This window comes from Rhizobium sp. OAE497 (genome assembly GCF_040546565.1).
Classification (GTDB): domain Bacteria; phylum Pseudomonadota; class Alphaproteobacteria; order Rhizobiales; family Rhizobiaceae; genus Rhizobium.
Genome location: NZ_JBEPOA010000001.1, coordinates 898,230 through 923,331, shown reverse-complemented (window position 1 = coordinate 923,331; position 25,102 = coordinate 898,230). Strand labels below are relative to the sequence as shown.

Genomic DNA, 25,102 nt, shown 5'->3' with positions numbered 1-25,102 from the left:
TCGTCAGCGGATATAGGTCCGCAGCACTTCGGAAATCTCTTCCACCGCCTCTGCCCGCGCCTTCTCGTCGGCGGCGTGCAGGACGTGTTCATGCAGGTGATCGTCCAGCACCTCGCCGGTCAGCCCGTTCAATGCACCGCGGATCGAGGCCAGCAGCTGCAGGATATCGCCGCAGGGCCGCTCGGCCTCCAGCGCGCGCTCGACAGCCTCGAGCTGGCCCTTGAGGCGGCTGATGCGGGCGATCAGCTTCTTTTTCTGGTGATGGGTGTGGGACATGTCTACTCTCGATTTAATATAGGGGGGTATCCTATCATGGAGATGCACCTTTACGAAAGAGCCAAGCTGCCGCAGGTCCATCTTGAATTTATATAGGACTCCTATATATAAGCATCATGGAAACGCCATCTGACCCGACCCCGATCTCACACCGCATCAGCGAAGGCCTGGCGCGCCTGGCAGCCGCCATGCGCAGCGACGACTGGACGCGCGCCGAAGCGACCGGCCTGAAGCCGACGCAGCTTGCGATCCTCGATTACCTCGCCGGCCGCGACCGGCCGGTACGGGTGAAGGAGATCGCCGTTCATCTCGGCGTCTCGCAGCCGACAGCGACGGATTCGATCGCAGCGCTGGAGCGCAAGGGCTATGCGGAGAAGGCAGCGGCCGCGGGCGACAAGCGCGCGGCGGCCGTGGTGGTGAGCGCTGCGGGACGGGCGATCCTGGCCGAGGCGAGTGCGGCCGAGGGATCGGCGGCAGCGGCGGCGCGGGCGCTTCCCGCCGGTGAACAGGAAGATTTGCTGATGTCGATCGTCAAGATGATCCGGCATCTCCAGGAGGCCGAGGCGATACCGGCGCAGCGCATGTGCGCCACCTGCCGCTATTTCCGCCCCTACCAGCACGATGACGCGGCCAGGCCGCATCATTGCGACTTCGTGAATGCGGCCTTCGGCCAACGCGATTTCCGCGTCGATTGCCGTGAACATGAAACTGCCGATCCGGCAACCCGGGCTGCCACCTGGGACGCCTTTCAAAAGGGATAGGCAGGCTCTCCAGGCAAACAGGAACAGGAAAGGAACCGACCATGTTCAGGCCTATACTGACCGGCGCGCTGATCGCCGGAACGCTGGCGCTCGCGCCGAATTTCGCCGCAGCCCACTCCGTGCATGCCAAGCCGGACGACAAGGTGAAGGCGGCATTCGACATCATCGAGACGCGGATCACCACGACCAGGGACAGCGCCACCTTCTCGACCCGCGTGCGCGGCGAAGCCGGCAGCGAAAAGCCCGCGGCGACGGGGAAATTCGAGGGATCGGGCGTCTATGCCTATGTCTGGCCGACCTCGCTCAACAGCGGCGATATCGGCTTCGAGAGGGACAAGGGGATCGTGGCCCTCGCCGTCACCTTCCATCCGGATTTCGACGATGCCGCCTATGGCAAGAAGAACCGCTCCGTCTGGCATCCGCATTGGGTGGTACTGAATGAAGACAAGGCCTGCGCTGGCGGGCTGAAGGTCAGCGATATCCCCGAAGGCAGCAAGCCGAAGCTGCCGGTCACCTGGCCGGGCGTGCCGCTTCTGATCGACAGCCCGGAATATCCGACGGCGCTGAAGGGCGATACGGTCGACGTCACCATCCCACTGTCCTTGATCGGCGGCATCAAGGGCGCGTCCTATGACGGCGTGACGGCTGGTCTGAAGATCAACGGCAACCTGCACTCGCCGCTGCTTTGCGTCGACAATGTCTTCAAGGTCGCCTCGGGCAATCTCAGCCTGCCCGGCAAGGTCATGCCCGCCAAGTAAGGAAGGCGCCGGTCCGCCAACTGCCATCGACGGACCGGCATGTTCCTCTCTCCAGGCAAATGGAAAAGAGAAAGCCGCCCAGACTTACTCCCCCGCATGCGCCGTTTGCAACTGCGCCGGGGCGGGCCGGCTCACGAAAGGATTTCAGCAATGCCGAACGAAACCGCTATTGCCGCGCCGGAACTCGCCGTCAGCCAATGGTTCAACACCAGGACGCCACTGACCCTCGAAGGCTTGCGCGGACGGGTGATCTATCTCCACAGCTTCCAGCTTCTCTGCCCGGGCTGCGTATCCGAAAGCCTGCCGCAGGTGCGCCGCATCGAGCGGCTCTTCGGCCATACCGACCTGCAGGTCATCGGCCTCCACACCGTCTTCGAGCACCATGAGGCGATGACGCCGGTGACGCTGAAGGCCTTCATCCACGAATACCGGCTGACCTCGCCCATCGGCGTCGATCAGACCGACGGCCAGTCGGACATTCCCGTCACCATGCGCCGCTACGGGTTGCGCGGCACCCCCTCTTCCGTCCTCATCGGCCGCGACGGCACGATCCTGCACCAGGCCTTCGGCGTCGAAGACGACATGGCCGTCGGCGCCAGGATCGCCATGGCGCTGGCGGCACCGGTGAAGGATGCCGGTGAGCGCGCGGGCGGCAGTGATGGCTGTGCGGATGGGCGCTGCGGAGTGTCCGAACGCTGACGCCGATTTCCGGCGCCGACATGTCAAATGCAAAAGCCAGACCGGCACCGGCAGTGTACCATCCCTACCGGCGCGTTTTCATGGGGATGCAGCGGCTGACACCGAGCGGCGATGCGAGGTCTCCCGATGGAGAATTCCGGGGATGAACAGCAGGAAGTAAAGGCCGAAGCGGTGGCATCAGCCGCTCCGGCACAAATCGAACCGGCGCTGCGGCGCCTGCCGCAATCCGTCCGCCGGGCGCTCGGTTGGTGCGCAATCACCCTCGCCGTCGCCCTGATCTTCAGCCTCTCCTCGCTCGCCGCCTGGTGGCCGCGATGAGCGGCCGGATCGAACGCGGCACACTCGCCCTCATCTGCATCGCGGCGATCGCCGGGCTGATCTATGTGTTTTGTTAGGATGAATAGCATGTCGAAACGCGGCCCAAAGCTGTTTGGCGCGCTCAGCGGTGTTGAGAGAATAGAAGCCTTTGCGCTTGGTTGATCGAAGCATCGTCCCAATCAACCTCGCGCTTTGATGGCGGCATTATTCGCTGTGTGGCCTGATTGTCGAAGAACAGCGTCCCGTGGATTCCCATTGCCTCCCGCTTGAGGATAGGCCGTTCCCAAATCGGCGCCAGCAGCCGGCCGGCTTCATCATCACCGATCCGTGCGATCAGATCTTCGATCAGCTCCATGTCTTGCCCGCTCGGAAAGATGATGGCGTATTCCTGCTCATTGGCTTGGAACACACTGAAAGTGGCATTTCGAGCACCGTCAACGATCAGGATATTCTTCATAGCAATATCGTGACAGTAAGCGATGGAAGCGGCAACGGTTGATCGAATAGGAAAAATTCACCTGTCCGGCGGCCAAAGGAATAAAGGCCGTACCGCCATGCACCGAAAGTGCCATTGACAAAATCCGCGATCTGGAGAATCTATCATCCCATGATCAAGAACGCGCACATCACCAGCACGTATTTTTGGCTGTACCTGTAAGGGGCGGCTCGACAGATCATATTGTCAACAAGCCGCCGTCAGGCGGCTTTGTTGTATCGGCAGCGTCCTGACGGCAGAAATAGAAAAGGACGCGAAGGCCATGATTGAAATCGAAGACAGCGAAATCTCATTGATACGGGCGCCCGTGGTGACGATCCGCACGGCAAAGCCGCGCGATCTGCCCGAACTCAACGAAATGATCAGCCTCCTGGCGCTGCATCACGGCGATGCCGCAGGATCAACGCCGGAGCAGTTGGAGCGCGATCTCTTCGGCCCGGTTCCGTGGATCACCGCGCTGGTGGCCGAGACCGACGAGGGCTTGATCGGCTACGCCATTCTCTGCCCGCTCTACCGCGCCCAGGAAGGCAAGCGGGGCATGGACCTGCACCATCTTTTCGTGCGCGACGGCCATCGCGGCCATGGCATCGGCCAGCATCTCGTCAACCGCGCCCGCGAGACGGCGAAGACCGCCGGCTGCGACTACCTTTCCGTCAGCGCCGCGACCGGCAATATCCAGGCGCACCGCTTCTACCAGTACATGGATTTCACGGCGCGCCCGGTCACCGGCATGCGCTACATGCAGGCGCTCGCCTGAGCGCCAGCAAGGCTTTTCAGCGGATCACCGGCTCGCCGTGGAAACGGCGCCGGGACGGCTTCGAGACGCCGAAGCCGACTTCCATCATCAGCCGCGGCGCTGTTTTCGGCACCGTGCCCATGTGGAAACCGAACGGATCTTCGACGAAGCCCTGTCCGGCCTTGCCGGTCAGCGTTACCGCGCTGTCACTGCCGTAATAATCGAGGATCTCATCGGCCGGGTGGCCGACGAGCAATGTCAGCTGGTGCTTCATCCGGCGCCGTTTGTGGCTGCCCCTGACATAGATATGCGGACCGGTGTTCTCGTCGACATCGACGAGATAGAAGAAGAATTTCAGCATCCGCCAGTCGTCGAGATCGAAGTGATACTTGTCGAGCGAGGCAAGGCTGCGGTCTGCTTCGCTGGCTTCGGTCGGGAAGCTCCACCAGATCCGGGTGGTGATGAGCTGCGCCTGGGCGCCGAGATAACGCCGGGCGACCGCAGACAGCAGCGGGTCCTTCTGCACGGCGAGCACGGCATCGCAATCCAGCGCGCGTTCGAAATGATGGCCGCTCAGGAGCGCGCGGCCGAAGCGCTTCTCGGCATCGCGATGCTCGGATGCGCGAAATTCCAGGCGGCGGTCGAAATTGCCGAAGCACGGCGTCTCCGCGGCAAAACCGGCGATCTCGCGGTGGATATGGCCTGGCAGGACAAGCCCCGAAAACAGCCCCTCTCCCCTGAGGCTGTCCACGACATCATCCACCTCGACACCCGCAAACAGCGACGGCAGCACCTGCGGACCGTCATTGACGCGCTTGGCCGTCAGCCAATGGGCGCGGCGGCCGGGAATGGTGCGCGCCAGAAGAAACATCGGCAACCAGGCCGGATTTTCCCTGATATCGGCGAGATAGGTCGGGATGCGCACCGCCATGCGGCGCAGCTTGCCACCCTTGCGGGCGACGGCTTCAAGATCATTCGACGAGGAGACAGACATGCCGTGCATTCAACTATCCTTTTCTTTCGGAAGATCAGAGTGTTCTTCAGTCAGTCGCGGACGAGAGCTTGCCAGGGCGGCAAGTATTGAGCAGCGCAGGAAAGATTGTGCTGCAATGCGGCATTTCTTTGTTGATATGAAAATGGCTATACTTTTCGAAACCAAATATAACCATGACGCGACGATGGATCGACTTGCAACCTTCTCTGTCGACTGCCTTCGCCAAGCTTTGCCGAAGAAGACGGGAACCTCGATACTTCTTTCGGATTAACCCCTGGAGATCGGCGCAGTCCTGAGGAGAAAAGCGTGAGCGAGACGAAAGAACAGCTGGCAGCGCTCTACCGCGGCTATATCGATTGCCTGAACGCGCAGGATTGGGCGCAGCTCGGGCGCTTCGTCCATCCCGACGCGGAACATAACGGCCGGCCGCTTGGGCTTTCCGGGTATCGCGCCATGCTGGAGAAGGATTACCGGGAAATCCCCGACCTGCGCTTCACCATCGACCTCCTGATCTCCGACCCGCCGCATATCGCGGCGCGGCTCGCCTTCGATTGCGCCCCAGTGGGGGAGTTCATGGGACTGCCGGTGAATGGCAGGCGCATCGTCTTTGCGGAGAATGTCTTCTACCGCTTCGAGGACGGGAAGGTGCGCGCGGTCTGGTCGGTGATCGACAAGGCAGCGATCGAGGCGCAGCTGGGCGCTTGAGGATATAAATGAAAAGCACCCCAAGCGGGCTTGGAGTGCTTTCTTATGTGGCTGCCCTGCGCTTGCGCTTCGGGCGTTCGCCGCCGCCGACGCGACAGCAATTGCTTACTGCCAGACGACGATCGGGGTCTTCTGCGGCACGCGGTCGTAGAGGTCGATGATGTCCTGGTTCAGCAGGCGGACGCAGCCGCTGGAGACGGCCTTGCCGATCGAGCGCCATTCCGGATTGCCGTGCAGGCGGTAGAGCGTGTCTTCGCCATTGGAGAAGATGTAGAGCGCACGCGCGCCCAGCGGGTTTTTCAGGCCCGGCTCCATGCCGCCGTTGGCGATCGAATACTTGGTGAGCTCCGGCTGGCGGGCGACCATCTCATTCGGTGGCTTCCAGCGCGGCCATTTCTGCTTCCACTGGATCACGCCGTTGCCGGACCAGGCAAAGCCTTCGCGGCCGATGCCGACGCCGTAGCGCATCGCCGTGCCGCCCGGCTGGACGAGATAGAGGAAGCGCGAGGGCGTATCGACGACGATCGTCCCCGGCGCCTGGCCGGTGGGGTCGATGACCTGCTGGCGGTAGAAGCGCGGATCGATCTGCTGATAGGGAACGGCGGGGATCAGGAAGCCGCCGTCTTCGATCGGACCATACATGACTTCCAGTTCGGCATCCGTGGGGGCCGGCGTCGTCTGGAAGAGCCGCGGAACGCGGAAGGCTACGGGCTGGACGCCCGGGGCACTAGATGTGGAAGCGCAGCCGGCGAGCGCGGAGGCCGCGGTCAATGCCGAGAAAGACAGAAAGCTGCGGCGGGAAAGAGGTTTTTCGAAGCTCATGGCCTGGGAGGGACTTCCTTCTGACGCGGAACCGGCCCGTAACGGCAGGCCGGTCCCCGTTTGATTCATTCGACGCAATGAACGTCTCTTTGAAATCTATCGGCCCCAGCTAAATAAACCATAGCTTCACGAAGTCTTGTCCAGCAGTGAGCGCACGATATCGGTGGCGCTGTTGCGCTGCTACATCACCACGATCTCAGCTTTGGCGGAAACCCGGTCGTAGAGATCGACGACATCCTGGTTCAGCATGCGTACACAGCCGGAAGAGGTCGCCTTGCCGATCGACTGCCATTCGGGCGTGCCGTGGATGCGGTAGAGCGTGTCCTTGCCGTCATGGAAAATATACATGGCGCGGGCGCCGAGCGGATTGCCGAGGCCGGGATTCATGCCGCCGTTCTCGGCGGAGAAAGAGCGCACGTCGGGCTGGCGCTGGACCATTTCGTCGGGCGGCGTCCAGCGCGGCCATTTCTGCTTCCACTGGATCACGCCACGGCCCGACCAGGCATAGCCCTCGCGGCCGAGACCGACGCCGTAGCGCATCGCCTTGCCATTAGGCTCGATGAGATAGAGGTGTTTGGTCCGGGTATCCACAACGATCGTGCCGGGCTTTTCGTTGCTCGGATAATCGACTTCTTGGCGCAGGTACTCGGAACTGACGCGGCTGACGGGAATGGCCGGCAGCCGGAAATCGCCATCCTGCTTTTCGGCATACATGGCGACGCTGACCGGATTGCTGACCGGCAGGCCGTAGGTCCGGCTGGATGCCGCACTCGGGATGCCGTAGGTGACACCCGGATCGGTGGCGCCCAAGGTGCGGCCGGGAATGCCGTAGCTCTGATTGTAGATCGTCGCCGGAACGCCGGGCCGCTGCGGCACCGGCGCATCGATCGGGCGGACACGATTGGGATTGGTGCCCGGCTGATAGAAGACCGGCGCAGTCTCCTGCACGAAACGGGCGGGATCGGTGGCGCCGGTATCGGGGATCAGCACGTTGCAGCCAGCAAGAGACAAGGCAGCAACAGCAAGCCCGGCAAGAGGCAGCACCCGGCGCAAGAATTCCATAAATCCACCCTTATCGAAATCGGCAGAGAAACATATCTGCCGGAAGGATGGCATTTGCGGCTGGCGTGAAGCTGGTGTCGGGGGCGTTCAGATCTGCCAGAGGCGAGCAGCCTCGGCGCGCAATCTGTCGATGGCGGCGATCGCCAGTTCGGGGTCCATCTGCAGGACTTCGGCCGCACGGCGCAACTCTGCGGCATCGGCAAGCTTGCCGGTGACCCAGAGCATTTTGCGCCCGATATCAGCGCCATAAGCCTGTTCCGCCTTGACAACCGATGCGTCAGGAAATGCGCCATAGGCGCCGAGGAGCATTCCGAGATCGAAAGCGTCGCGATAGGCAACCGCGCGATCCTGGCACCGATCGGCATTGGCGAGCAGCTTTTCCGTGAACATGTCTTCGACGGCGAGCACAGGCACGTTCAACCCCGCATGGAGCGCGCCCGCCAAATGAATGCGCGCTTCGCGAACGATCTCGAAGCGAATCTGCTGGCCATTGATACCGAAGACCGTGCGTATCCCATATTGATCGGCACGAAACTCGCGAATCGGCGAAACCGGTGGACCGAAGAAGGCCGGCAGCCCCTTCTCTACCGCCGCGCCGCGCAGGCGCCGGTAGCCATCCGCATCCGCGCACAGGAAGTCGACATCCAGCGACAGGCGGTATTCTCCGAGCAGCATGACAATCGCCGTCCCGCCCGCGAACCAGCATTGGCTGTCCAGGAAGAGATCACGGTCGAGCAGCGATAAAGCTTCGGCGATCGTGCGATGTTCTTGCCGCTTGAATTCCATCGAGCGCAGTTTACCCACCAACGATAAAGAAAGCGAAAATCAGGATACCAGAAGCACGCCATTGCCATAGGCGCGGGTGAGACCGCGGATCAGCTCCGCCTCGGCTTCCGTTAGCGCGCTCGCATCTACGAAACGCCAATTGCGCTCGTAAAGCGCATAGGCCTCATCGGCGGGAATGGGGCGTGCGGTATCGCGGTTCCAGGCGAGCATCTTGAGCTCGGGAAACTCGTTCGGAATGATCTCGCGTGCGATCCGGTCTGCCATTCCTTCATTATAGGGCGGTGGCCCTGGAATTTGAAGGCGTGCCTTTACGCCGCCACGCCCTGGAAGAAGTGGATGCTCTGGGCGATCTCGGCGGGGAGTGCTGAGGTGTGGTTGCCGGCGACCGTATCGGTTTCGATGCGGATGTTGGCGCGCCGCGCGCGGCGCGCGAGCAGGTCGGCGCGGTCGTTGAAATGCTCCTCTTCCGTACCGTGGACGACGCGGACCGGGCATTTGAAGCTTTCGGCGTAGCAGAGCGCGGTACGGACCTCGAATTCCCGCTCGTTGCTGTCGTCGAAGCGGATATCCTGCGGGTAGCGGTTGAAGAAGCGGAAGGCGTCCGGATTGCCGGAGATCGGGGCTGCGGCGCGGAACTTGTGGGTCGACATCGCCGCCAGCATGGTCAGCGTGCCGCCGATGCTGTGGCCGGCGATGAACAGGCGATTCTGGTCGACACCAGGCAGATGCGCCATGCGGTCGGCGGCGGAGAGCACGTCATCGACTTCGTCGTAGAAGCCGGAGAAATTGCCCATCTGGCCGTTTTCGCCGCGCAGCGACGGCATCATCACCACGAAACCGGCATCCATATAGGGCTTCATCAGCACCCAATGGCCCATGCCCATGGCATTGCCGCCATGCAGGAAGAGGACGGCGGGTTTGGGCTGGCGGGTGCGGGTATATTTGCTGACCCAGGCGCGCAGTTCCAGTTCACTGCCCGCCCCCGAGCGGTAGAAGATCTGGTCGCCATCGGCGGGTGCCACGAGGGTTTCGTACTTGTCCGGCGCCGGGCCTTTCTGCAGCAGCCTGGTGCGGAAATGGCTGCGGACCTTGGCGTAGTCGTGGGAGATCAGCTTGGGCTTTGCGGGAACGTCGAAAGCGCGGGCCATGCCCGGCAGCAGCAGGGTTCCGGCAATGCCCGCAAGAACCGAGCGGCGCTGACGGAAGAAGGCATTCTGGTCATCGGTCATTGTTCAGCACTCTATGTACCCGGCCGCTAAAATGTGCCTGCAAATGCAATGACAACCAATACACATTGTGTTGAAAATGTGACCCTGCGGCATTTTGCGCAGGCGCGTCATTCCGCCGCCCTGGCGTCGATCATGGCGACCAGCGTTTCCAGCCGGTCGGCCTCGTAGCTCGGCTTGTCGGGCCTGAGACGCGAGATGCGCGGGAAGCGCATCGCCACCCCGGATTTATGCCGGGTCGAGCGGTTGATTCCCTCGAAGGCGACCTCGACGACGAAGCCGAACTCCTTGTCGGCGCGCACGGCGCGGACCGGGCCGAAACGCTCGGTCGTGTTGTTGCGCACGAACTTGTCGAGCACTTCGAGCTCCTGATCGGTGAAGCCGAAATAGGCCTTGCCGACGGGCACCAGCTGTTCTCCATCCGGCATCTCGGCCCAGACGCCGAAAGTGAAATCGGAATAATAGCTGGAGCGCTTGCCGTGGCCGCGCTGCGCATACATCAGCACGGCATCGACATTATAGGGGTTACGCTTCCACTTGAACCACGGCCCCTTCATGCGGCCGGCCTGGTAGACGCTGTCTTTCCGCTTGATCATCACGCCTTCGATGACCGGATCGGGGGGCGTGGAGCGCAGCCCGTCGAGCTCCTCCCAGGTGGAGAAATCGACGAGCGGCGAGAGATCGAAGCGGTCGTGCGGCGCCTGTTCGATAATCTCCGAGAGGCGGTCGCGGCGCTCGGTGTAGACGGTGCCGCGCACATCCTCCTCGCCGTCGAAGAGCAGGTCGTAGGCGCGGATGAAGGCGGGGTATTCCTCGAGCATCTTGCCGGTCACCGTCTTGCGATTCAGGCGCTGCTGCAGGTCGGAGAAGGTGCGGGTCGGGCTGTTGGAGCGGGCGGTGCCGCCGACCAGCAATTCGCCGTCGACGACGCCGTTGAAGCTGATGGCATCGAGGACATCGGGGAAGGCGCCGGAGATGTCGTCACCGGAGCGGGAATAGATTTTTCGCGTGTCGCCGGAGCGCGAGAGCTGGACGCGGATGCCGTCCCATTTCCACTCGGCGGCATAGTCTTTCGGATCGAGATTGGCGAGATCGCCTTCCTCAACGGGATTGGCGAGCATGACGGAGTGGAAGATCGCCGGCGTCGCCAGAACCGGCTTGCCGCCCTTGCCTTCCAGCCATGCGAATAGCGATTCGTAGGGCGGTTCGAGGCCGTGCCAGAGCGTCTCGATTTCGGTGACATCCTTCGCCCCGAGATCGGCGAGCGCCTGCTTGGCGAGGCGGGCGGAGACGCCGATGCGCAGCGCCCCGGTGGCGAGCTTGATGAAGGCGAAGCGGCCGGAGGCATCGAGCCGGTCGAGGAGATCGCGGACACAGCTGCGCACTTCGGTGCGCCCGAGCGCGTTCATCTGGCTGATCACCTCACCCAGACGCGGCTGGGCAAGCGCAGAGCGCTCGATATCCTTCTCGTTGTCCCAGACCAGCGAAATGGTCTCGGCGAGATCGCCGACATAATCGTAGGAATAGCGGAACAGCACCTCGTCCATGCGTTCCAGCACCAGTTCGCGTAGCATGGCGGGCTTGACGTTACGGACCTCGAGCGTGCCGGCGATGGCGGCAAGGCCGTAGCCGCGGTCCGGGTCCGGCGTGTCGCGGAAATAGTCGGTGAGCAGCTTGAGCTTGCCGTTTCGCGAGGGGGTGAGGACGAGACGGTCGAGGAGGTCGGCGAAGGGTTTCATGGGTGGGGGCCGCCGGAACTCTGGGTGTGGTACCCCCCTCTGTCCTGCCGGACATCTCCCCCACAAGGGGGGAGATCGACTCGTGGTGAGGGTCTCCCCAAACAATTCAGATTGGAGCGAGCGGGTGCGCCCAGCCGATCTCCCCACCTGTGGGGGAGATGCCCGGCAGGGCAGAGGGGGGCTGGCGAGGCACGATGGCCGACGGACATGAGCTCCATCAATCCCCCTCATCCTCATAACCCACCAGATGCAGCGGCTTGGCCTTGACGCCCTGCAGCTCGCACCAGCGCACCAGCGCCTCCTCGCGGCCGTGGGTGACCCAGACTTCCGCCGGGTGCAGTTCGGTGATCGTTTCGGTCAGTTCCGGCCAGTCGCAATGGTCGGAAATCACGAGCGGCAGTTCGACGCCGTTCTGTTTGGCGCGCTGGCGGACCATCATCCAGCCGGAGGCAAAAGCGGGGAGCGGTTCGTGGAAGCGGCGGGCCCAGCGGTCGGCGAAGGCCGATGACGGGCCGACGACGATGGCGCCCTTGAAGGCGGATTTGTCGCGGCCTTCGACAGTGGCGGGCAGCAACTCTCCGAGATCGATCCCCTGCCCCTGATAGTAATCGCAGAGCCGCTCCATGGCGCCGTGGATATAGATCGGCTCGTCGTAACCGGCATCGCGCAGCAGGCGGATGACGCGCTGGGCCTTGCCGAGCGCATAGGCGCCGATCAGGTGGGTGCGCTCGGGAAACTGGCGCAGCGACGCGAAGACCTTGCCGATCTCGTCCATAGGGTCCGGGTGATGGAAGACCGGCAGGCCGAAGGTCGCCTCGGTGATGAAGACGTCGCAGGGCACCGGTTCGTAGGCGGCGCAGGTCGGGTCGGGGCGGCGCTTGTAATCGCCGGAAGCGACGATGCGGGTGCCGTTCTTCACGACCGCGATCTGCGCCGAGCCGAGGATGTGGCCGGCTGGATGGAAGCTCACCTTGACGCCGTTGACGGAGATTTCCTCGCCGAAGGCGGCGGCCTGCTCGCTGCCGGCAAAATCCTCGCCGTAGCGCAGCCGCATGATATCGAGCGTCTGGCGCGTTGCCAGCACATGGCGGTGGCCGGGGCGCGCGTGATCGGAATGTCCGTGGGTGACGAGCGCCCGGTCCACCGGTCGTACGGGATCGATATAGAACCCGCCCTCTGGACAGAAGAGCCCTTCGGGGGCGGGATAAAGCAGGGCGTCGGGTCGCATCATCCGAGGGAAGATAGCGGCATCGCCGCGAAGCGCCAGTAGCGGGCGGAAATTGCGCCGCCCGCTACTTGAACATGCGCACCACGTCGCCCGGCGGCAGCGGCTTGGCAAAGCGGAAGCCCTGGGCCTCCTCGCATTTTGCCCAGCGCAGGAATTCCAGCTGTGCGTCGCTCTCGACGCCTTCGGCGACGACGGTCAGCTGCAGGGTCTGGGCGAGCGAGATGACGGCCGAGGCGATGGCGACGGCGGTCTTGTCGCCGGGCAGCGCCTCGACCAGCGAGCGGTCCATCTTCAGCCGGTCGAAGGGGAAGGTCTTCAGCGCCGCGAGGCTGGAATAGCCGGCGCCGAAATCGTCGATCGACAGGCGCACGCCGAGCCGGTGCAGGCGGCCCATGATGCCGATCGCCTTGTCGACATCCTGCATGACGGTGCTTTCGGTGAGCTCCAGCTCCAGCCAGCGCGGATCGAGGCGGTGACGCTCCAGCGCTTCGTGGACGTGGCCGGCGAAATCCGGGTCGGCGAATTGCTTGGCGGACACATTGACGGCGACGGTCACGGGCTTCAGGCCGCGATCCTGCCATTCGCGCGCCTGGCGGCAGGCTTCGTTCAGCACCCAGAGACCGAGCGGGATGATGAGGCCGCTTTCCTCCGCAAGCGGGATGAAATTGCCGGGTGGGATCATGCCGCGTTGCGGATGGTTCCAGCGCACCAGAGCCTCAAGGCCGGTCAGGCGGCCGGAGACGACGGCGACCTGCGGCTGGTAATGCAGGCAGAGGTGATCGGCGACGATCGCCTGGCGCAGTTCCTCTTCCTCGGTCAGCGGGATATCGACGCAGTAGTCGCGCTGGCGATTGTGATATTGCAGCCTGTTGCGGCCGAGTTCCTTGGCCCGGTACATGGCCTGATCGGCATTGGCGATCAGCTCTTCCGGCGTGTTGCCGCCCGCGGGGAAGGCGGCAACGCCGATGCTGCTGGTGACCGGGAATTCCGTTCCATCAAGGATAACCGGCCGGGTCAGCGCCTTCTGCAGCTCGCGAAGGCGGCGCTGGATGCCGGCATCGTGGCTGGACTGATGGACGAGGACGACGAGGAACTCATCGCCGCCGAGACGGACGACCATGTCGGAAGCGCGCACGCAATTGACCATGCGTGCGGCAATCTCCTTCAGAACCTCGTCGCCCGCGGCATGGCCGTGGCTGTCGTTGATGTCCTTGAAATTGTCGAGGTCGATATAGGCGACGGTGACCTTGCGGTTGTTTCGGCCGGCCTGGAACAGGGTTTTTGCCATGCGCTCCTTCAGGAAGGCGCGGTTCGGCAGGCCCGTCAGGTCGTCGTGATGGGCCATGAAATAGATGCGGTCGTCGACGCGTTTGCGCTCGATGGCGATGCCGGCGATATGGGTGGCAACGGCCACCATTTCGCGCTCGTGCTCACTGGGTTCGCGCACCGTATCGGAATAGAGCGCGAAGGTGCCGAGCACGTTGTTCTGCGAGGTCAGGACCGGCGCCGACCAGCAGGAGCGGAAGCCGAATTCGGCGGCGACGCCGCGGAAATCTTCCCAGAGCGGGTCGGAGAGCACATCGGAGACGATGACCGTCTTGCCGCGCCAGGCGGCGGTGCCGCAGGAACCGACCTTGGGGCCGATCGGGATGCCATCGATCATCCGGCTATAGGCGCTCGGCATGTTCGGGGCGGCGCCATGATGAAGGCGGGTGCCGTCGCGGTCGAGCAGCAGGACGGAACCGGTGACGCCATCGAGCTCGGCCTCGATGAGCAGAACGAGCGCCTCGAGGATCATTTCCAGCGGCTCGTTGCGGGCGATCATTTCGAGGAGAGCCGACTGGCCGCGGCGCAGGTCTTCCTGGCGCTTGCGCTCGGTAATGTCTCTGGAGACGCCGATGAGGCCGACCACCTCGCCGCGATCGTTGCGCAGCGGGATCTTCGAGGTCAGGCGGCACATCGGCTTGCGGCCGGGCACCGGGATGATCTCTTCCATGTCGAGCGCCGGAACGCCCGTCGACATGATCTCCTGCTCGATATCGAAATAGCGCCGCGCCATCTCGAATTCGAAGAGATCGAAATCGCGCTTGCCGGCAATATCGGCGGCATTCTCGAAGTTGTGGCTGCGGGCGACGACGGCATTGGCGAAGACGAAGCGGCTGTCGCGATCCTTGACGTAGAGGAAATCGGGAAGCGCGTGGACGATCGCCTTGAGGCGGACGTTCTCGATGCCGTCGGACTGATGGGCGTTGGCGGCCATCATCGCTTCGGTGGCGACAACGAGACGTTTGGTTTCTTCTGCAAGATCGCCGTCAGACTGCCATTGTTTGGCACTCATTTCGTTCATGACGACGCTCCCAACCGGCCCAGGCCGTACGCTGTAAAAGTGACAATAGAAATTGCGAATAGGCTAATGCGCATTCCCTTCGGCTTGCTTAAATGGAAAGGTGAAAGGGCGCCAAATAATCATCTACAAGAGTTTGCGTTTGCGCCCTGCGGTTACTGACAGGCAAGGTTTTCGTGCCAAAAACAAACATCCATTTGTTCCGAAATAGCTATGTGTTCCATAGCAACCAGAGGATGCCGCATGGTTGAACGCCGGGCTATACTTGCACTGCTTGCTACGGCGGCGGCACTCCCCTTTGCGCGTCCTGCCCTTTCGGCCAGCAAGCCGCCGGCGCTGCGCGGCGCGCTCGATGCCTCCAGCATGAAGAAGAGCGACCTGCAGGCGATGATCGACACGGCGGCCGGCAGCGATACGCCGCTTTACCTGCCGCCCGGAACCTACAAGGCGACCAATCTCGTGCTGCCCGACCGTATCAGGATCACCGGCGTTCCCGGCGCGTCGCGCATCGTCCATACCGGGCCGCTGAACTCTGCCGAAGGGGCGCAGCGGATCGAGCTTTCTGGCATCACGATCGAAAGCGGCGGCGGCACGGCGGAGGATCTGAACGGCGGGCTTCTGCAGCTGACGGGGATCGGCGCACTCTCGATCGACAATTGCGAGATCCGCGGCGGCGGCAAGCACGGCCTGCGGCTGGAACGCTGCGCCGGGCGGGTGGAGCGCTCGCGCTTTTCCGGCTCAGGCCAGGCGGGCATCTTCGCCGTCAATTCGGCGGGGCTGACGATCGACGGCAACATGGTGAGCGACTGCGGCAATGGCGGCATCCTGATCCATCGCTGGGACAAGGGCGAGGACAACAGCGTCGTCACCGGAAACCGCATCACCCGCATTCGCGCCGATGACGGCGGAACCGGCGAAAACGGCAATGGCATCAACGTGTTCCGCGCCGGTGGCGTGATGGTTGCCAACAACCACATTTCCGACTGCGCCTTCACCGCCATCCGCGCCAATTCCGGCGACAACGTGCAGATCAGCGCCAATCAATGCCTGCGCTCCGGCGAGACGGCGATCTATGTCGAGTTTGCGTTTCAGGGCGCTGTGGTGTCAGGCAATCTCGTCGATGGCGCGGCCAACGGCATCTCGATTGCCAATTTCAACGAGGGTGGCCGTCTCGTCAGCATAACCGGCAATGTCGTGCGCAATCTGAAGCTCGACGGCCCCTACAAGCCCGACGTCGCCTTCGGCACCGGCATTGCCGCGGAAGCCGATACGGTGATCTCCGGCAATGTCATAGAAGGCGCGCCTTACTGGGCGCTGCAGCTCGGCTGGGGTCCCTATCTCCGCAATCTGGTGGTGACAGGAAACGTCATCCGGCAATCGGCCGTCGGCTGCGCCGTTTCGGTTGCCGACGGGGCGGGAACGGCGATCATTTCGGACAATGTCTTCGAGGCGATGAAGGATGGCGCCGTCTTCGGCTATGCCTGGGAGAAACGGCAGACGGGCGAGCTTGCGAAGGCGGGCGCCGAGGCCTTTCCGCATCTGCAGATCGAGCGAAACCGCATCATCTGACGACATATCAAAAGCTTTCATCGGTCCATCAGCCACAGCCACTTTTCCGCAGGCAGCGGCGTTTATAGGGTCCGCGCGAAACCAGAGGGGATACCGACATGCTGAAGATCTACGGCGTTTACCGCTCCCGCGCCTCGCGCGTCTACTGGATGGCCGAGGAGCTCGGCATTCCGTTCGAGTATGTCCCGGTTCTGCAGGTCTTCCGGATCGCCGATCCGGCTGCCGCCGGCGCGCCGCTCCATACGCGCTCGCCCGAGTTCCTCGACGTCAATCCGATGGCGATGATCCCGAGCATCGACGACGACGGGTTCGTCATGCACGAGTCGCTGGCGATCACCCAGTATCTCGCCAAGAAGCATGGCGGGATGCTGGCGCCGAGGACGCTGCAGGAAGAGGCGCTGATCAGCATGTGGTCGATCTGGGCAACATCGGAAGTCGAGGTGCAGACGATCCAGATCGTCAAGACCTATGACAACGCGCTTGAGAATACCGAAGGCGGCAAGTCGGTGATCGCTGTTGCCACCCGCCAGCTGAAGCGGCCGCTCGACGTGCTGGAGCAGCATCTGTCCAGGAATGAATGGGTTGCCACCGACCGCTTCACCGCCGCCGACCTCAACATCGCGGAAGTGCTGCGTTACGCGCAGACGGAAGAAGCGCTGTTTACGGCACGGCCGCATATCGACGCCTGGATCAAGCGCTGCCAGTCGCGCCCGGCTTACCTGAAGATGCAGGCCGGCCGCGCCGCCGAGCCCAGCTGATCAGGCAAACAGCGCTTCCGTTTCCTTCATCTCGAAACGGATCCACTCCTTGAACGCGCGGACCTTCTTCGGCTCGCGCGTGCCTTCCGCAGTGATGAAATAATGGCCGAAGCCGGTTCTGGCGCGGATGCCGAAGGGCGCCACGAGCTGGCCAGCCTGCAGCGAATAGCCCGCCAGCGTCTGCCAGGCGAGCATCACCCCCTGCCCGGCGATCGCCGCATCGAGGCAGAGCGAGGCGTCGTTGAACACATGCCGCGTCGTCAGCGTCGAGCCGGAAAGGCCGGCCTCGCGCATCCAGACTTCCCATGAAAACATTGCCTTGCCGTCGATGATGGCGGGGAGTTTCAGGATATCGCGCGGCTCCCGGAGCCCTTCGGCGACGCGCGGCGCGCAGACCGGAAAGACCTCCTGCTGCAACAGCAGCTCCGCCCTGACGCCCGGCCACTGGCCGCTGCCGACGCGGATGCCGAGATCGACATCGGAGGCCGCCGGATTGACGAGCCTTGTCGTCGCATCGATGCGCAGATTGATATCGGGGAAATGCTCGGCAAAGCGATCGAGCCGGTAGACCAGCCAGCGCGCCGCAAAGACCGGCGCCACCGAAATCGTCAGCGTCGTCTCGTCCTTCTTCTGCGCCATCGACACGGCTTCGGAGAGACGGGCCATGCCTTCGCTCAGCGCCGCCAGAACCGCCGCGCCGGCTTCAGTGACCACCATGCCCTTCGGCGTACGCTCGAAGATCACCCGCTCCAGCTGCGCCTCGGCCTTGATGACCTGCTGGCTGACGGCGCCGACGGATACGCCGAGCTCATCGGCCGCCAGCTGCAGCGAGCCGAGGCGGCCAACCGCTTCCAGCGCCCGCAGGCCGTTCAGATGGACGGAGTTCAGGTTTCGCATATAGGTTTTCTATAGTGGCTGCCGCGTAATCTCAATTGAAAACGAGTGTGGGGAGCGCGATATTTCAGGCATTAAGAAAGATCGGAACCAACTTTATGCGAGGCTTTGAACGTTGCCGCGCTGCCGTTCCGTTTTGCGAGGAAAGCGAGGATTACCATGTCGCTTCTGAAGTTTTTCTGGAATGAACTGGTCTCGATTCCGGTTGTGCCTGATGATCCGCTGGCGCATTGCGAGATCGCGGCGATGTCGCAACGGGAGATCGCCGATTTGCCGCTGGGTTTTCCGAAGCCGAAGCCGACGCGGTTCGAGGTGGTGCGGCTGGCGCGGTGCGCGTGAGTTGAGATCATTCCGCACATCGCCCGGAGCCCCCTCACCCTACCCTCTCCCCGCTGGGGAGAGGGGAACGTTGGCGCGAAAGGCATCCGCCGCGTTCCCTTCTCCCCAGCGGGGAGAAGGTGCCGGCAGGCGGATGAGGGGGCCGCGGGCGCGACGTTTACTTTCTCCACAGGCCCATGAGCCGTGATATGGTCTTCCGTGCCATGGACATGGCGCTGCTGGAGGGCGCATCGTGGAGAACCCAATGCCCGAAACAATGGACAGCATCTTCACCCGCCTGATCCGGCTTGCCGAGGAAGCCGGGCTGCCCGGCGTCGAGCAGAGCACGACCTACGGCAATCCGGCGCTGAAGGTTGGCGGCAAGGCGTTTGTTTCGGTGAAAAACAACGAGACGCTGGTGCTATCGATCGCCATTCCGGACAAGGAGCAGCTGATCGAAATGGCGCCGGAGATCTATTTCCAGACGGATCACTACAAGGGCTGGCCGTCGCTGCCGGTCAGGGCGGCGGCGATCGGCGATGACGAGCTGCGCGGGCGGCTCGTCAATGCCTGGCTGTTCCGGGCTCCGAAGAAGCTGGCAGCGACCTACCGGGCCTAGGCCTGGTCTTTCGCCAGCGCCGCCTTGACGGCCGGGCGCTCCAGCATGCGGGCATAGTGGGCGGAAACCTTCGGAAAGCGCGCCATATCGACGCCATCGCCGGGGAGCCACTTGGTCATGGTGAAGAGGTAGCCATCGGCGACGGTATACTGCTCGCCCATGGCCCAGGGGCCGGCGAACATCTTGTTCTCGATCATCTCAAAACTCTCGCCCATGGTCTGCGGCACCTTGGCGCTCATGTCGGCGATCGCGGCGGGATCATTGGCCCAGCGGGCGCCGCGGCGGCTATGGGCGTGGTTCACATGGACGGTGGAGGAGAGGTAGCTGTTGAAGGCCTGCAGGCGGGCGAATTCGAAGGGATCGTCGAGCCGCGCGAGCTTTGCCTGCGGCACGGTCTGGGCGATATAGGCGAGGATGGCGATCGTTTCCGTCAGCACGCCGCGATCGGTGACCAGCGCGGGGACGCGGCCCTTCGGATTGATCGCCAAATAGTCGGCCGCACGCTGCTCGTTGTCCTTGATGCTGAGCTTCTTCGGCTCATAGGCGAGACCCGCTTCCTCCAGCGCGATCAGGCTCGCGAGCGCGCATGTTCCCTGGGCGAAATACAATGTCAGCATGATCGTCTCCCTGTTTTGGGGAGATGTATAGCGTGGCGGCGGAGCGGCTGCCATGAGGAAATCGGACGCAGCCCCGACCCTCCCTCATCTTTGTAACATCCCGTGGGCATAGCCCTAAGGGCACAGAGATGAGGGAGCTGCCGAGCCCTTACGCCGCCACCGCACACCCCGGCACATCCTCAAGCCGGTGCCAGACCGGGATGCCGCGTTCACGGGCGATGCGGACGTCGTTGTCGGCGCCCTTGGAGTCACCCGGCAGGCGCAGCACGCCCTCGCAGAGTTCCAGCAGGCGGTGGGCGACGGGGTAGAAGATTTCCTCGTGCAGGGCGTCGCCGATCGTCTCACCGCCCGCGGCATTCCAGACCGGCAGCGCCACCCATTCGCCGATCATCGGCACATGGCCTGCCCGGAACAGCGTGTAGGACGGCTCTTCCAGCCGCTTCAGGTTGGCAGCCATCTTCGCCGGGTCGTCGCCCGTGCCAGACCGGTAGGGACCGGCAATCAAAATCAACATGATCAAAACTCCTCAACTCCCGGCCTCATGCACGGGATCTCACGATAATGCGCGAAATTGCTTGCTTGTCGAGTCATTTCAGGCAATATCGTGATGTATCGTAAATTTCCGTGCAGGACCATGCTGACCACACAACGCAAATCCCTGATCCTCGACATCCTGCGCCGCGATGGCCAGGTGGTGGCCAAGCGCGTTGCCGAAGACTTCTCGCTGTCGGAGGATACGATCCGCCGCGACCTCCGGGAGATGGCGGCCGAGGGCTTGCTGAAGCGCGTGCATGGCGGGGCGCTTCCGGTCTCGCCGGATCTGCCGGATTTTTCCGCGCGGCGCACCGTCGCATCAGATGCCAAGCAGCGGCTGGGCGCGCTGGCGGCCGGGATGGTGAAGGCGGGGCAGCTGATCTTTCTCGACGGCGGTACGACGACGGCGGAGATTGCCCGGCGGCTGCCGCGCGACATCGCCTTCACCGTCGCCACCCACAGCCCGACGATCGCGGCCGAACTGGAGCATCATCCGACCGCCGAGGTGATCCTGACAGGCGGGCGGCTCTACAAGCATTCGATGGTGGCGACGGGTGCGGCGGCGATGAGCGCGATCTCGCAGCTGAGGCCCGACATCTTCTTCCTCGGCGTTACCGCCGCGCACCCGGTTCACGGGTTGTCGACGGGGGATTTCGAGGAGGCGGCGATCAAGCGGCATATCGCCCGCTGTTCGGTGGAGACCTATGTGCTGCTGACGGAGGAGAAGCTCGATCTCGCCTCGCCCTGCCCGGTTCTCGGTATCGGTGAGGTTTCCGGGCTGATCGTGCCTGAGGGGATTGGGGAGGCGCGGCTTTCTCCCTACCGGGTGCTCAACGGCGCGATCCTCGTGGCATGAAGGGTTCGATCAGCCGCTCGCGCAGCAGCGCCAGGTCCTGCGGCAGCAGCGTTGCGGCCAGGCTGGCAGCGAAGAGGCCGAGCACCGTATAGGCGGGCACCATGCTGCCGGTTCCGAGATCGAGGGCATTTTCCAGCGGCGCCTGAAGGCCGGCGATCGAGGATGCAATCCAGGGCATGCCGATCAGGCGGGCGGGCGCGGCGGCGAAGCCCGGCGTTTGCGCCAGCGCCGTCAGCGCGCCATAGGCGGCGCAGAACCAGAGCAGCCCCTTGAGCCAGAGCCATTCGCCGAAAGGCACGGTGCGCCCTTCCTCGAACGGGATTGCCAGATAGGCACAGAGGACATTGATGAACAGGAACGCCGCAGGCAGGCTTTCAGCGACCATTTCCGGCCGCAACATGCCTGTCCAGCCGGCCGCGAGAATGCCCGGGAAACCCGCCGAGGCATAGAACCAGAGCAGCGCCACGGCGGCCCAGGCCCATCCGGCCTTGAGATAGCGCAGCCGTGCCACGGTGCAGACCACCATGATCAGGCTCGCGAGCCCCATGCCGGCCGGCTTCATCGCGCCCGACATGGCGAGCACGATCGGCCCGCAGGACCCGGCCACTTCGGCGCAGCCGGACATGGCGACGATCGCCCAGGTGACGTAATCGAAACACATCGAAAAGAACAGGAAGACCGCGACTGCGATCAGCATCCACCAGAGATAGCGGCCTGCAAACATATCCTGCCCTCATGGCATAGAAGGAGTGGAACCTCGCGCCATTGTAGGACAAATTCCGGCGGCCGCACGCGCAGCCGCCGGAATTGGTTTAATCCATATTAGTGTTTGCTGATTTTTGTAAAGCTTATGTGCCGCAACGGCACGGGTCGTTAGGAAAACGCAGCCGTGGCGCGCACCTCGCCCACCACTGCGCCATTGCGATTGTGGATCGGACGGGTGGCGAGCGCCATCAATGCCGCGTGCGTTTCGCCGCCCTTTTCGAAAAAGCGGGCGAGCGTGGCGGCAACCATGGCTTCAGCGGCGCGCGTCGTGCCGTCTTCGCATTTCAGCGCGACAGCAATCCCCTGCTCCGGAAGCGTGGCGCAGAACACGCCTTCGGCACCGGTCTTGGCAAAGATCTTGCCGGGGGCGATCTGCATCAGCGCCGTGCAGGTGCCGCCGGTGCCGGAGACATAGAAGGGCTCTGCCATGCAGGCTTCCATCAACCGCTTCGAGGCGCGGGCGCGTAGCGGCTCGAGGCCGTTGCCGGTCGTCATCCTGGCAAAGCCATGCGCGAGGCGCTTCAGCGGTACGGCATAGGTCGGGATGGCGCAGCCGTCGACCCCGCAATTGTCATGGCCGAGCACGGCGCCCGTCAGGCTTTCCATCGTGCCGCGGATTTCCCGCTGCAGCGGATGGTCGTAGCCGACATAGCCCTTGGTATCGATGCCCTGATGGACGCAGGTGCAGACGAAGCCGGAATGCTTGCCGGAGCAATTGTTGTGAAGCGCGTTCGGCTTGTCGATGGTGCGGGCCTGATGGATCAGCACTGCCTGGTTTCCCGACCAGTGAGTGCCGCATTCGAGCGCGCTCTCGTCACGCCCGGCGCGCGCCAGCATCGAGGCGGCGAGCGCGACATGCGCATCCTCGCCGTAATGCGAGGAGCAGGCGAGCGACAATTCGCTGTTGCCGAAGCCATAGGCATCCGCCGCGCCGCTTTCGACCAGCGGCAGCGCCTGCATCGCCTTGCAGGCCGAGCGCGGAAACACCGCCGCATCGGCATCGCCCAGCGAGAACACCACCTTGCCGTCCCCATCGACAGCAACCACCATGCCGCGATGACGGCTTTCGACGAGCGAACCACGGGTGACTTCGACGGTAACGGGATTGGACATGGGGGAAAATCCGGAAGGTTGGATGATATGATCAAAGGCATAGCGCCACTCACCGAGAAAGCAACGACTTTCGGCCCCGCCTCCGGCGCAATTGCGCCATCATGGTCGGGAATATCATCCTATCGGCGCTGGTTGAGGGGCTTTGTCGTTCATGCGGTTTTTCAAGAGGCTGTTTCTGGTAATCGCGGTCATCTATCTGCTGCCGGCGATCGCGGCTGCCGGGTGGTGGGCGCTGAAGGAGCGGCCGCAGAGCTGGCGTGAGGCGAAGTGGACATCGGCGGGTGTTTTGCCGAAGCCGGATGCCGACAGCGAGGCGGCGATCTATATTCTCTCCGCCTCGACGGGCGGGATGAAGGGTGCCGTTGCCAGCCATTCCTGGATCGTCACCAAGGGTGCGGGAGACACTGCCTATAACCGCTATGACAAGGTCGGCTGGGGCTCGCCGATCCGCCGCAACAACTATCAGCCGGATGCCTACTGGTATTCGAACACGCCGCATATCGTGCGGGCGCTGAAGGGGCCCGAGGCGCAGGCGCTGATCCCCAAGGTCGAGGCGGCGATCCAGTCCTATCCCTATGCGGCGACGGGTGACTACCGCATCTATCCGGGACCGAACTCCAACAGCTTCGTCGCCCATGTGCTGCGCACCGTGCCCGAACTCGGCACCGTCCTGCCGCCCGACGCCGTCGGGCGCGATTTTCTGACCGATGGCAGTTTCTTCGAGATCGACCCCGATGGACGCGACATGCATGCGACGCTCTACGGCCTGATCGGCTTTGCCGCCGGTGCCCGCAGCGGCTTCGAGGTGCATTTCATGGGGCTGGTCGCCGGCATCGACATCGCCAATCCGGGCGTGAAGATCCCGGCATTCGGGCGGGTGGGGATTTGATCTCGGCGCAGCGTCACGGCTGGGTTCTGCACGAGGCGATTGTCTAGGCTGCGGCCCGGAGCGGCGCCAGGGCCGCGAGAGCCAATGCCGAGAGCACGGCTCCAGCCAGCGCGAGCGGCCACAGGCCTATCGAAATATGGGGTGCGACCGCCGTCGTCCCGAGCGCCGCGATCCCCAGGATCGCCGCCACGACGATCGCTGCTCCCCGCGAGTGATCGCCACGCGCAGTGGTGATGGCCCGATGAAATCCTATCGGCCCGCGGATGCCGAAGCCGAGGTTCATGACGATGCTGAGCGGGATGATCACATAGAGGCTGGTGCCGCCGGCAAGCGCATATGCAAGAATGGCCAGAAAGGCGACCGGCATGATCGCCGTGCCGGTGCGAATGACCCTGCCGGTACCGAACCTTACGGCAAGCCACGCCGATGAATTGGCGGCGACGATGAAGGCCGCGATGCCGCAGACCTGCAGCGCCACGAAATGCTCGATCCCCTTGCCGAGCGGCCCGGTCAGGACAGCCGGCGCGCCGAAGACGAAAACCAGCAGGGCGCCGAGCGAAAGCGCCTGACTGGACGCGTAGCAGAGGAATTCGAAATTCCGGAGGATCGCCAGATAGCTGCTGTGCTCATGCGGCAGCTTTTCCTGGCGCGGCAGCCCGGCCCGCAGCGCGAAGGTGGCGGCGCCGACAAGCACCGAGAGCAACGCCAACAGCAGGAAGGACAGTTTCCAACCGCCGAGCTGCAGAAGATAGGCGCCGGCAATCGGCGCCAGGGCGGGAGCCAGAGATTCCACCGAACCGAGCCTGCCCATGGCGGCGGGCGCCTTGTCCTTCGAATAGAGCCCCTGGATGAAGCCCGGCGCAAAGACGGCAGGTCCTGACCCGAAAGCGCCTTGCGCGAAGCGCAACAGGATCAGCCACTCGATATCAGGTGCGGCGGCGGCAGCAAGGGAGGCCAGGCCGAACAGCGCGAGCGATATCATCAGCAGAAGACGCGGATCATGCCTCGCGCCGAGCTCGCCGAAGGTCAGAAGGCCGATCAAGGTACCGAAAGCATAGGCCGCAAGCACAAGCTGAGCGAGCTCGACCGTCCCGCCGAGCGCCACCGGCAGGCTGGGCACAGCAGGCAGAACCAGGTCCGTACCGGCAATACCGAGGACGGTACCGCTGGCGATCAGGGCAAAGAGCGCGGGGGTTTTCGATATGCTGGACATGCACGCG

At 63.5% G+C, this 25,102-nt stretch carries 29 protein-coding genes; 12 read left to right on the top strand and 17 right to left on the bottom strand.

The genetic code is table 11. From position 1 onward, the window contains the following. Positions 1-3: 3 nt before the first annotated feature. Positions 4-276, bottom strand: coding sequence for a Ni(II)/Co(II)-sensing transcriptional repressor DmeR (gene dmeR / locus ABIE40_RS04705; RefSeq protein WP_199626424.1), 273 nt, complete (start codon positions 274-276; stop codon positions 4-6). Between the two features lie 116 nt (positions 277-392). Between dmeR and ABIE40_RS04700 the strand changes: the two genes are divergently transcribed. The 4 genes from ABIE40_RS04700 (at position 393) to ABIE40_RS04685 (ending at position 2,812) form a co-directional block, all read left to right on the top strand. Next, entirely contained in the window at positions 393-1,037 is a 645-nt protein-coding gene (locus ABIE40_RS04700) for a MarR family winged helix-turn-helix transcriptional regulator (RefSeq protein WP_199626423.1), read from the top strand. A 41-nt stretch (positions 1,038-1,078) separates the two neighbouring features. Further along, complete coding sequence (locus tag ABIE40_RS04695) at positions 1,079-1,795, top strand: hypothetical protein (protein WP_199626422.1); 717 nt, start codon at positions 1,079-1,081, stop codon at positions 1,793-1,795. A 150-nt stretch (positions 1,796-1,945) separates the two neighbouring features. Next, positions 1,946-2,494, top strand: a complete 549-nt coding sequence (locus ABIE40_RS04690) for a redoxin family protein (RefSeq protein ID WP_199626421.1) — start codon at positions 1,946-1,948, stop codon at positions 2,492-2,494. A gap of 126 nt (positions 2,495-2,620) precedes the next feature. After that, positions 2,621-2,812, top strand: coding sequence for a hypothetical protein (locus tag ABIE40_RS04685; protein WP_199626420.1), 192 nt, complete (start codon positions 2,621-2,623; stop codon positions 2,810-2,812). Between the two features lie 121 nt (positions 2,813-2,933). Here the strand turns inward: ABIE40_RS04685 and ABIE40_RS04680 are convergent, their stop codons facing one another. Beyond that, positions 2,934-3,269 carry a DUF8220 family protein gene (locus ABIE40_RS04680; RefSeq protein WP_199626419.1) on the bottom strand — a complete coding sequence of 112 codons (336 nt, stop codon included), beginning with the start codon at positions 3,267-3,269 and terminating at the stop codon, positions 2,934-2,936. A 301-nt stretch (positions 3,270-3,570) separates the two neighbouring features. Between ABIE40_RS04680 and ABIE40_RS04675 the strand changes: the two genes are divergently transcribed. After that, a complete protein-coding gene (locus tag ABIE40_RS04675) occupies positions 3,571-4,065 on the top strand; it encodes a GNAT family N-acetyltransferase (RefSeq protein ID WP_199626418.1) in 495 nt (164 codons plus the stop codon). A gap of 16 nt (positions 4,066-4,081) precedes the next feature. Here the strand turns inward: ABIE40_RS04675 and ABIE40_RS04670 are convergent, their stop codons facing one another. After that, positions 4,082-5,047 (bottom strand): phytanoyl-CoA dioxygenase family protein, encoded by a 966-nt coding sequence (locus ABIE40_RS04670; protein WP_199626417.1) that lies wholly within the window; start codon positions 5,045-5,047, stop codon positions 4,082-4,084. A gap of 297 nt (positions 5,048-5,344) precedes the next feature. On the opposite strand from ABIE40_RS04670, the gene ABIE40_RS04665 reads away from it, so the two are divergent. Next, on the top strand, positions 5,345-5,743 hold the full coding sequence (locus tag ABIE40_RS04665) for an ester cyclase (RefSeq protein WP_112719233.1): 399 nt from the start codon (positions 5,345-5,347) through the stop codon (positions 5,741-5,743). Between the two features lie 105 nt (positions 5,744-5,848). Here ABIE40_RS04665 and ABIE40_RS04660 read toward each other — a convergent pair whose 3' ends face one another. From ABIE40_RS04660 to ABIE40_RS04625, 8 genes are all read right to left on the bottom strand, one after another. Then, positions 5,849-6,565 (bottom strand): L,D-transpeptidase, encoded by a 717-nt coding sequence (locus ABIE40_RS04660; RefSeq protein WP_112719234.1) that lies wholly within the window; start codon positions 6,563-6,565, stop codon positions 5,849-5,851. A gap of 180 nt (positions 6,566-6,745) precedes the next feature. Continuing rightward, a complete protein-coding gene (locus tag ABIE40_RS04655; RefSeq protein ID WP_112719235.1) occupies positions 6,746-7,627 on the bottom strand; it encodes a L,D-transpeptidase in 882 nt (293 codons plus the stop codon). Between the two features lie 87 nt (positions 7,628-7,714). Then, positions 7,715-8,413: a nucleotidyl transferase AbiEii/AbiGii toxin family protein gene (locus tag ABIE40_RS04650; protein WP_199626416.1), complete on the bottom strand. Its 699-nt coding sequence runs from the start codon at positions 8,411-8,413 to the stop codon at positions 7,715-7,717. Between the two features lie 39 nt (positions 8,414-8,452). Continuing rightward, positions 8,453-8,677: a hypothetical protein gene (locus ABIE40_RS04645; RefSeq protein ID WP_199626415.1), complete on the bottom strand. Its 225-nt coding sequence runs from the start codon at positions 8,675-8,677 to the stop codon at positions 8,453-8,455. Between the two features lie 44 nt (positions 8,678-8,721). Beyond that, positions 8,722-9,642 (bottom strand): alpha/beta hydrolase family protein, encoded by a 921-nt coding sequence (locus tag ABIE40_RS04640; protein WP_199626414.1) that lies wholly within the window; start codon positions 9,640-9,642, stop codon positions 8,722-8,724. A 107-nt stretch (positions 9,643-9,749) separates the two neighbouring features. Beyond that, positions 9,750-11,378, bottom strand: a complete 1,629-nt coding sequence (locus ABIE40_RS04635; protein WP_199626413.1) for a cisplatin damage response ATP-dependent DNA ligase — start codon at positions 11,376-11,378, stop codon at positions 9,750-9,752. Positions 11,379-11,595: 217 nt separating this feature from the next. Continuing rightward, positions 11,596-12,606, bottom strand: a complete 1,011-nt coding sequence (locus tag ABIE40_RS04630) for a ligase-associated DNA damage response exonuclease (protein ID WP_199626412.1) — start codon at positions 12,604-12,606, stop codon at positions 11,596-11,598. 64 nt (positions 12,607-12,670) lie between these two features. Beyond that, on the bottom strand, positions 12,671-14,953 hold the full coding sequence (locus ABIE40_RS04625; RefSeq protein ID WP_199626411.1) for a sensor domain-containing protein: 2,283 nt from the start codon (positions 14,951-14,953) through the stop codon (positions 12,671-12,673). A gap of 240 nt (positions 14,954-15,193) precedes the next feature. Between ABIE40_RS04625 and ABIE40_RS04620 the strand changes: the two genes are divergently transcribed. Both ABIE40_RS04620 and ABIE40_RS04615 read left to right on the top strand, forming a co-directional pair. Then, positions 15,194-16,519: a TIGR03808 family TAT-translocated repetitive protein gene (locus ABIE40_RS04620; protein WP_199626410.1), complete on the top strand. Its 1,326-nt coding sequence runs from the start codon at positions 15,194-15,196 to the stop codon at positions 16,517-16,519. A gap of 98 nt (positions 16,520-16,617) precedes the next feature. Continuing rightward, complete coding sequence (locus ABIE40_RS04615) at positions 16,618-17,277, top strand: glutathione S-transferase family protein (RefSeq protein WP_199626409.1); 660 nt, start codon at positions 16,618-16,620, stop codon at positions 17,275-17,277. On the opposite strand, the gene ABIE40_RS04610 is transcribed toward ABIE40_RS04615, so the two are convergent. Beyond that, the gene (locus tag ABIE40_RS04610; protein ID WP_130278814.1) at positions 17,278-18,174 is read right to left on the bottom strand and encodes a LysR substrate-binding domain-containing protein; all 897 of its coding nucleotides are present in this window, start codon (positions 18,172-18,174) and stop codon (positions 17,278-17,280) included. Between the two features lie 156 nt (positions 18,175-18,330). On the opposite strand from ABIE40_RS04610, the gene ABIE40_RS04605 reads away from it, so the two are divergent. Continuing rightward, entirely contained in the window at positions 18,331-18,510 is a 180-nt protein-coding gene (locus tag ABIE40_RS04605) for a hypothetical protein (RefSeq protein WP_199626408.1), read from the top strand. A gap of 244 nt (positions 18,511-18,754) precedes the next feature. Continuing rightward, positions 18,755-19,108: an MmcQ/YjbR family DNA-binding protein gene (locus tag ABIE40_RS04600; protein ID WP_199626407.1), complete on the top strand. Its 354-nt coding sequence runs from the start codon at positions 18,755-18,757 to the stop codon at positions 19,106-19,108. Here the strand turns inward: ABIE40_RS04600 and ABIE40_RS04595 are convergent. Then, positions 19,105-19,725: a glutathione S-transferase family protein gene (locus ABIE40_RS04595; RefSeq protein ID WP_199626406.1), complete on the bottom strand. Its 621-nt coding sequence runs from the start codon at positions 19,723-19,725 to the stop codon at positions 19,105-19,107. The genes ABIE40_RS04600 and ABIE40_RS04595 overlap by 4 nt on opposite strands. A gap of 148 nt (positions 19,726-19,873) precedes the next feature. Further along, positions 19,874-20,239, bottom strand: coding sequence for a DUF4406 domain-containing protein (locus tag ABIE40_RS04590; RefSeq protein WP_199626405.1), 366 nt, complete (start codon positions 20,237-20,239; stop codon positions 19,874-19,876). A gap of 120 nt (positions 20,240-20,359) precedes the next feature. Between ABIE40_RS04590 and ABIE40_RS04585 the strand changes: the two genes are divergently transcribed. After that, a complete protein-coding gene (locus ABIE40_RS04585) occupies positions 20,360-21,115 on the top strand; it encodes a DeoR/GlpR family DNA-binding transcription regulator (protein ID WP_199626404.1) in 756 nt (251 codons plus the stop codon). Here the strand turns inward: ABIE40_RS04585 and ABIE40_RS04580 are convergent. Further along, on the bottom strand, positions 21,090-21,839 hold the full coding sequence (locus tag ABIE40_RS04580; RefSeq protein WP_199626403.1) for a hypothetical protein: 750 nt from the start codon (positions 21,837-21,839) through the stop codon (positions 21,090-21,092). The genes ABIE40_RS04585 and ABIE40_RS04580 overlap by 26 nt on opposite strands. A 149-nt stretch (positions 21,840-21,988) precedes the next feature. Beyond that, positions 21,989-22,993, bottom strand: coding sequence for an asparaginase (locus ABIE40_RS04575; protein WP_199626402.1), 1,005 nt, complete (start codon positions 22,991-22,993; stop codon positions 21,989-21,991). Positions 22,994-23,144: 151 nt separating this feature from the next. On the opposite strand from ABIE40_RS04575, the gene ABIE40_RS04570 reads away from it, so the two are divergent. Beyond that, positions 23,145-23,882 (top strand): DUF3750 domain-containing protein, encoded by a 738-nt coding sequence (locus ABIE40_RS04570; RefSeq protein WP_199626401.1) that lies wholly within the window; start codon positions 23,145-23,147, stop codon positions 23,880-23,882. Positions 23,883-23,925: 43 nt separating this feature from the next. Here the strand turns inward: ABIE40_RS04570 and ABIE40_RS04565 are convergent, their stop codons facing one another. Continuing rightward, complete coding sequence (locus ABIE40_RS04565) at positions 23,926-25,095, bottom strand: MFS transporter (protein ID WP_199626400.1); 1,170 nt, start codon at positions 25,093-25,095, stop codon at positions 23,926-23,928. Positions 25,096-25,102 lie beyond the last annotated feature (7 nt).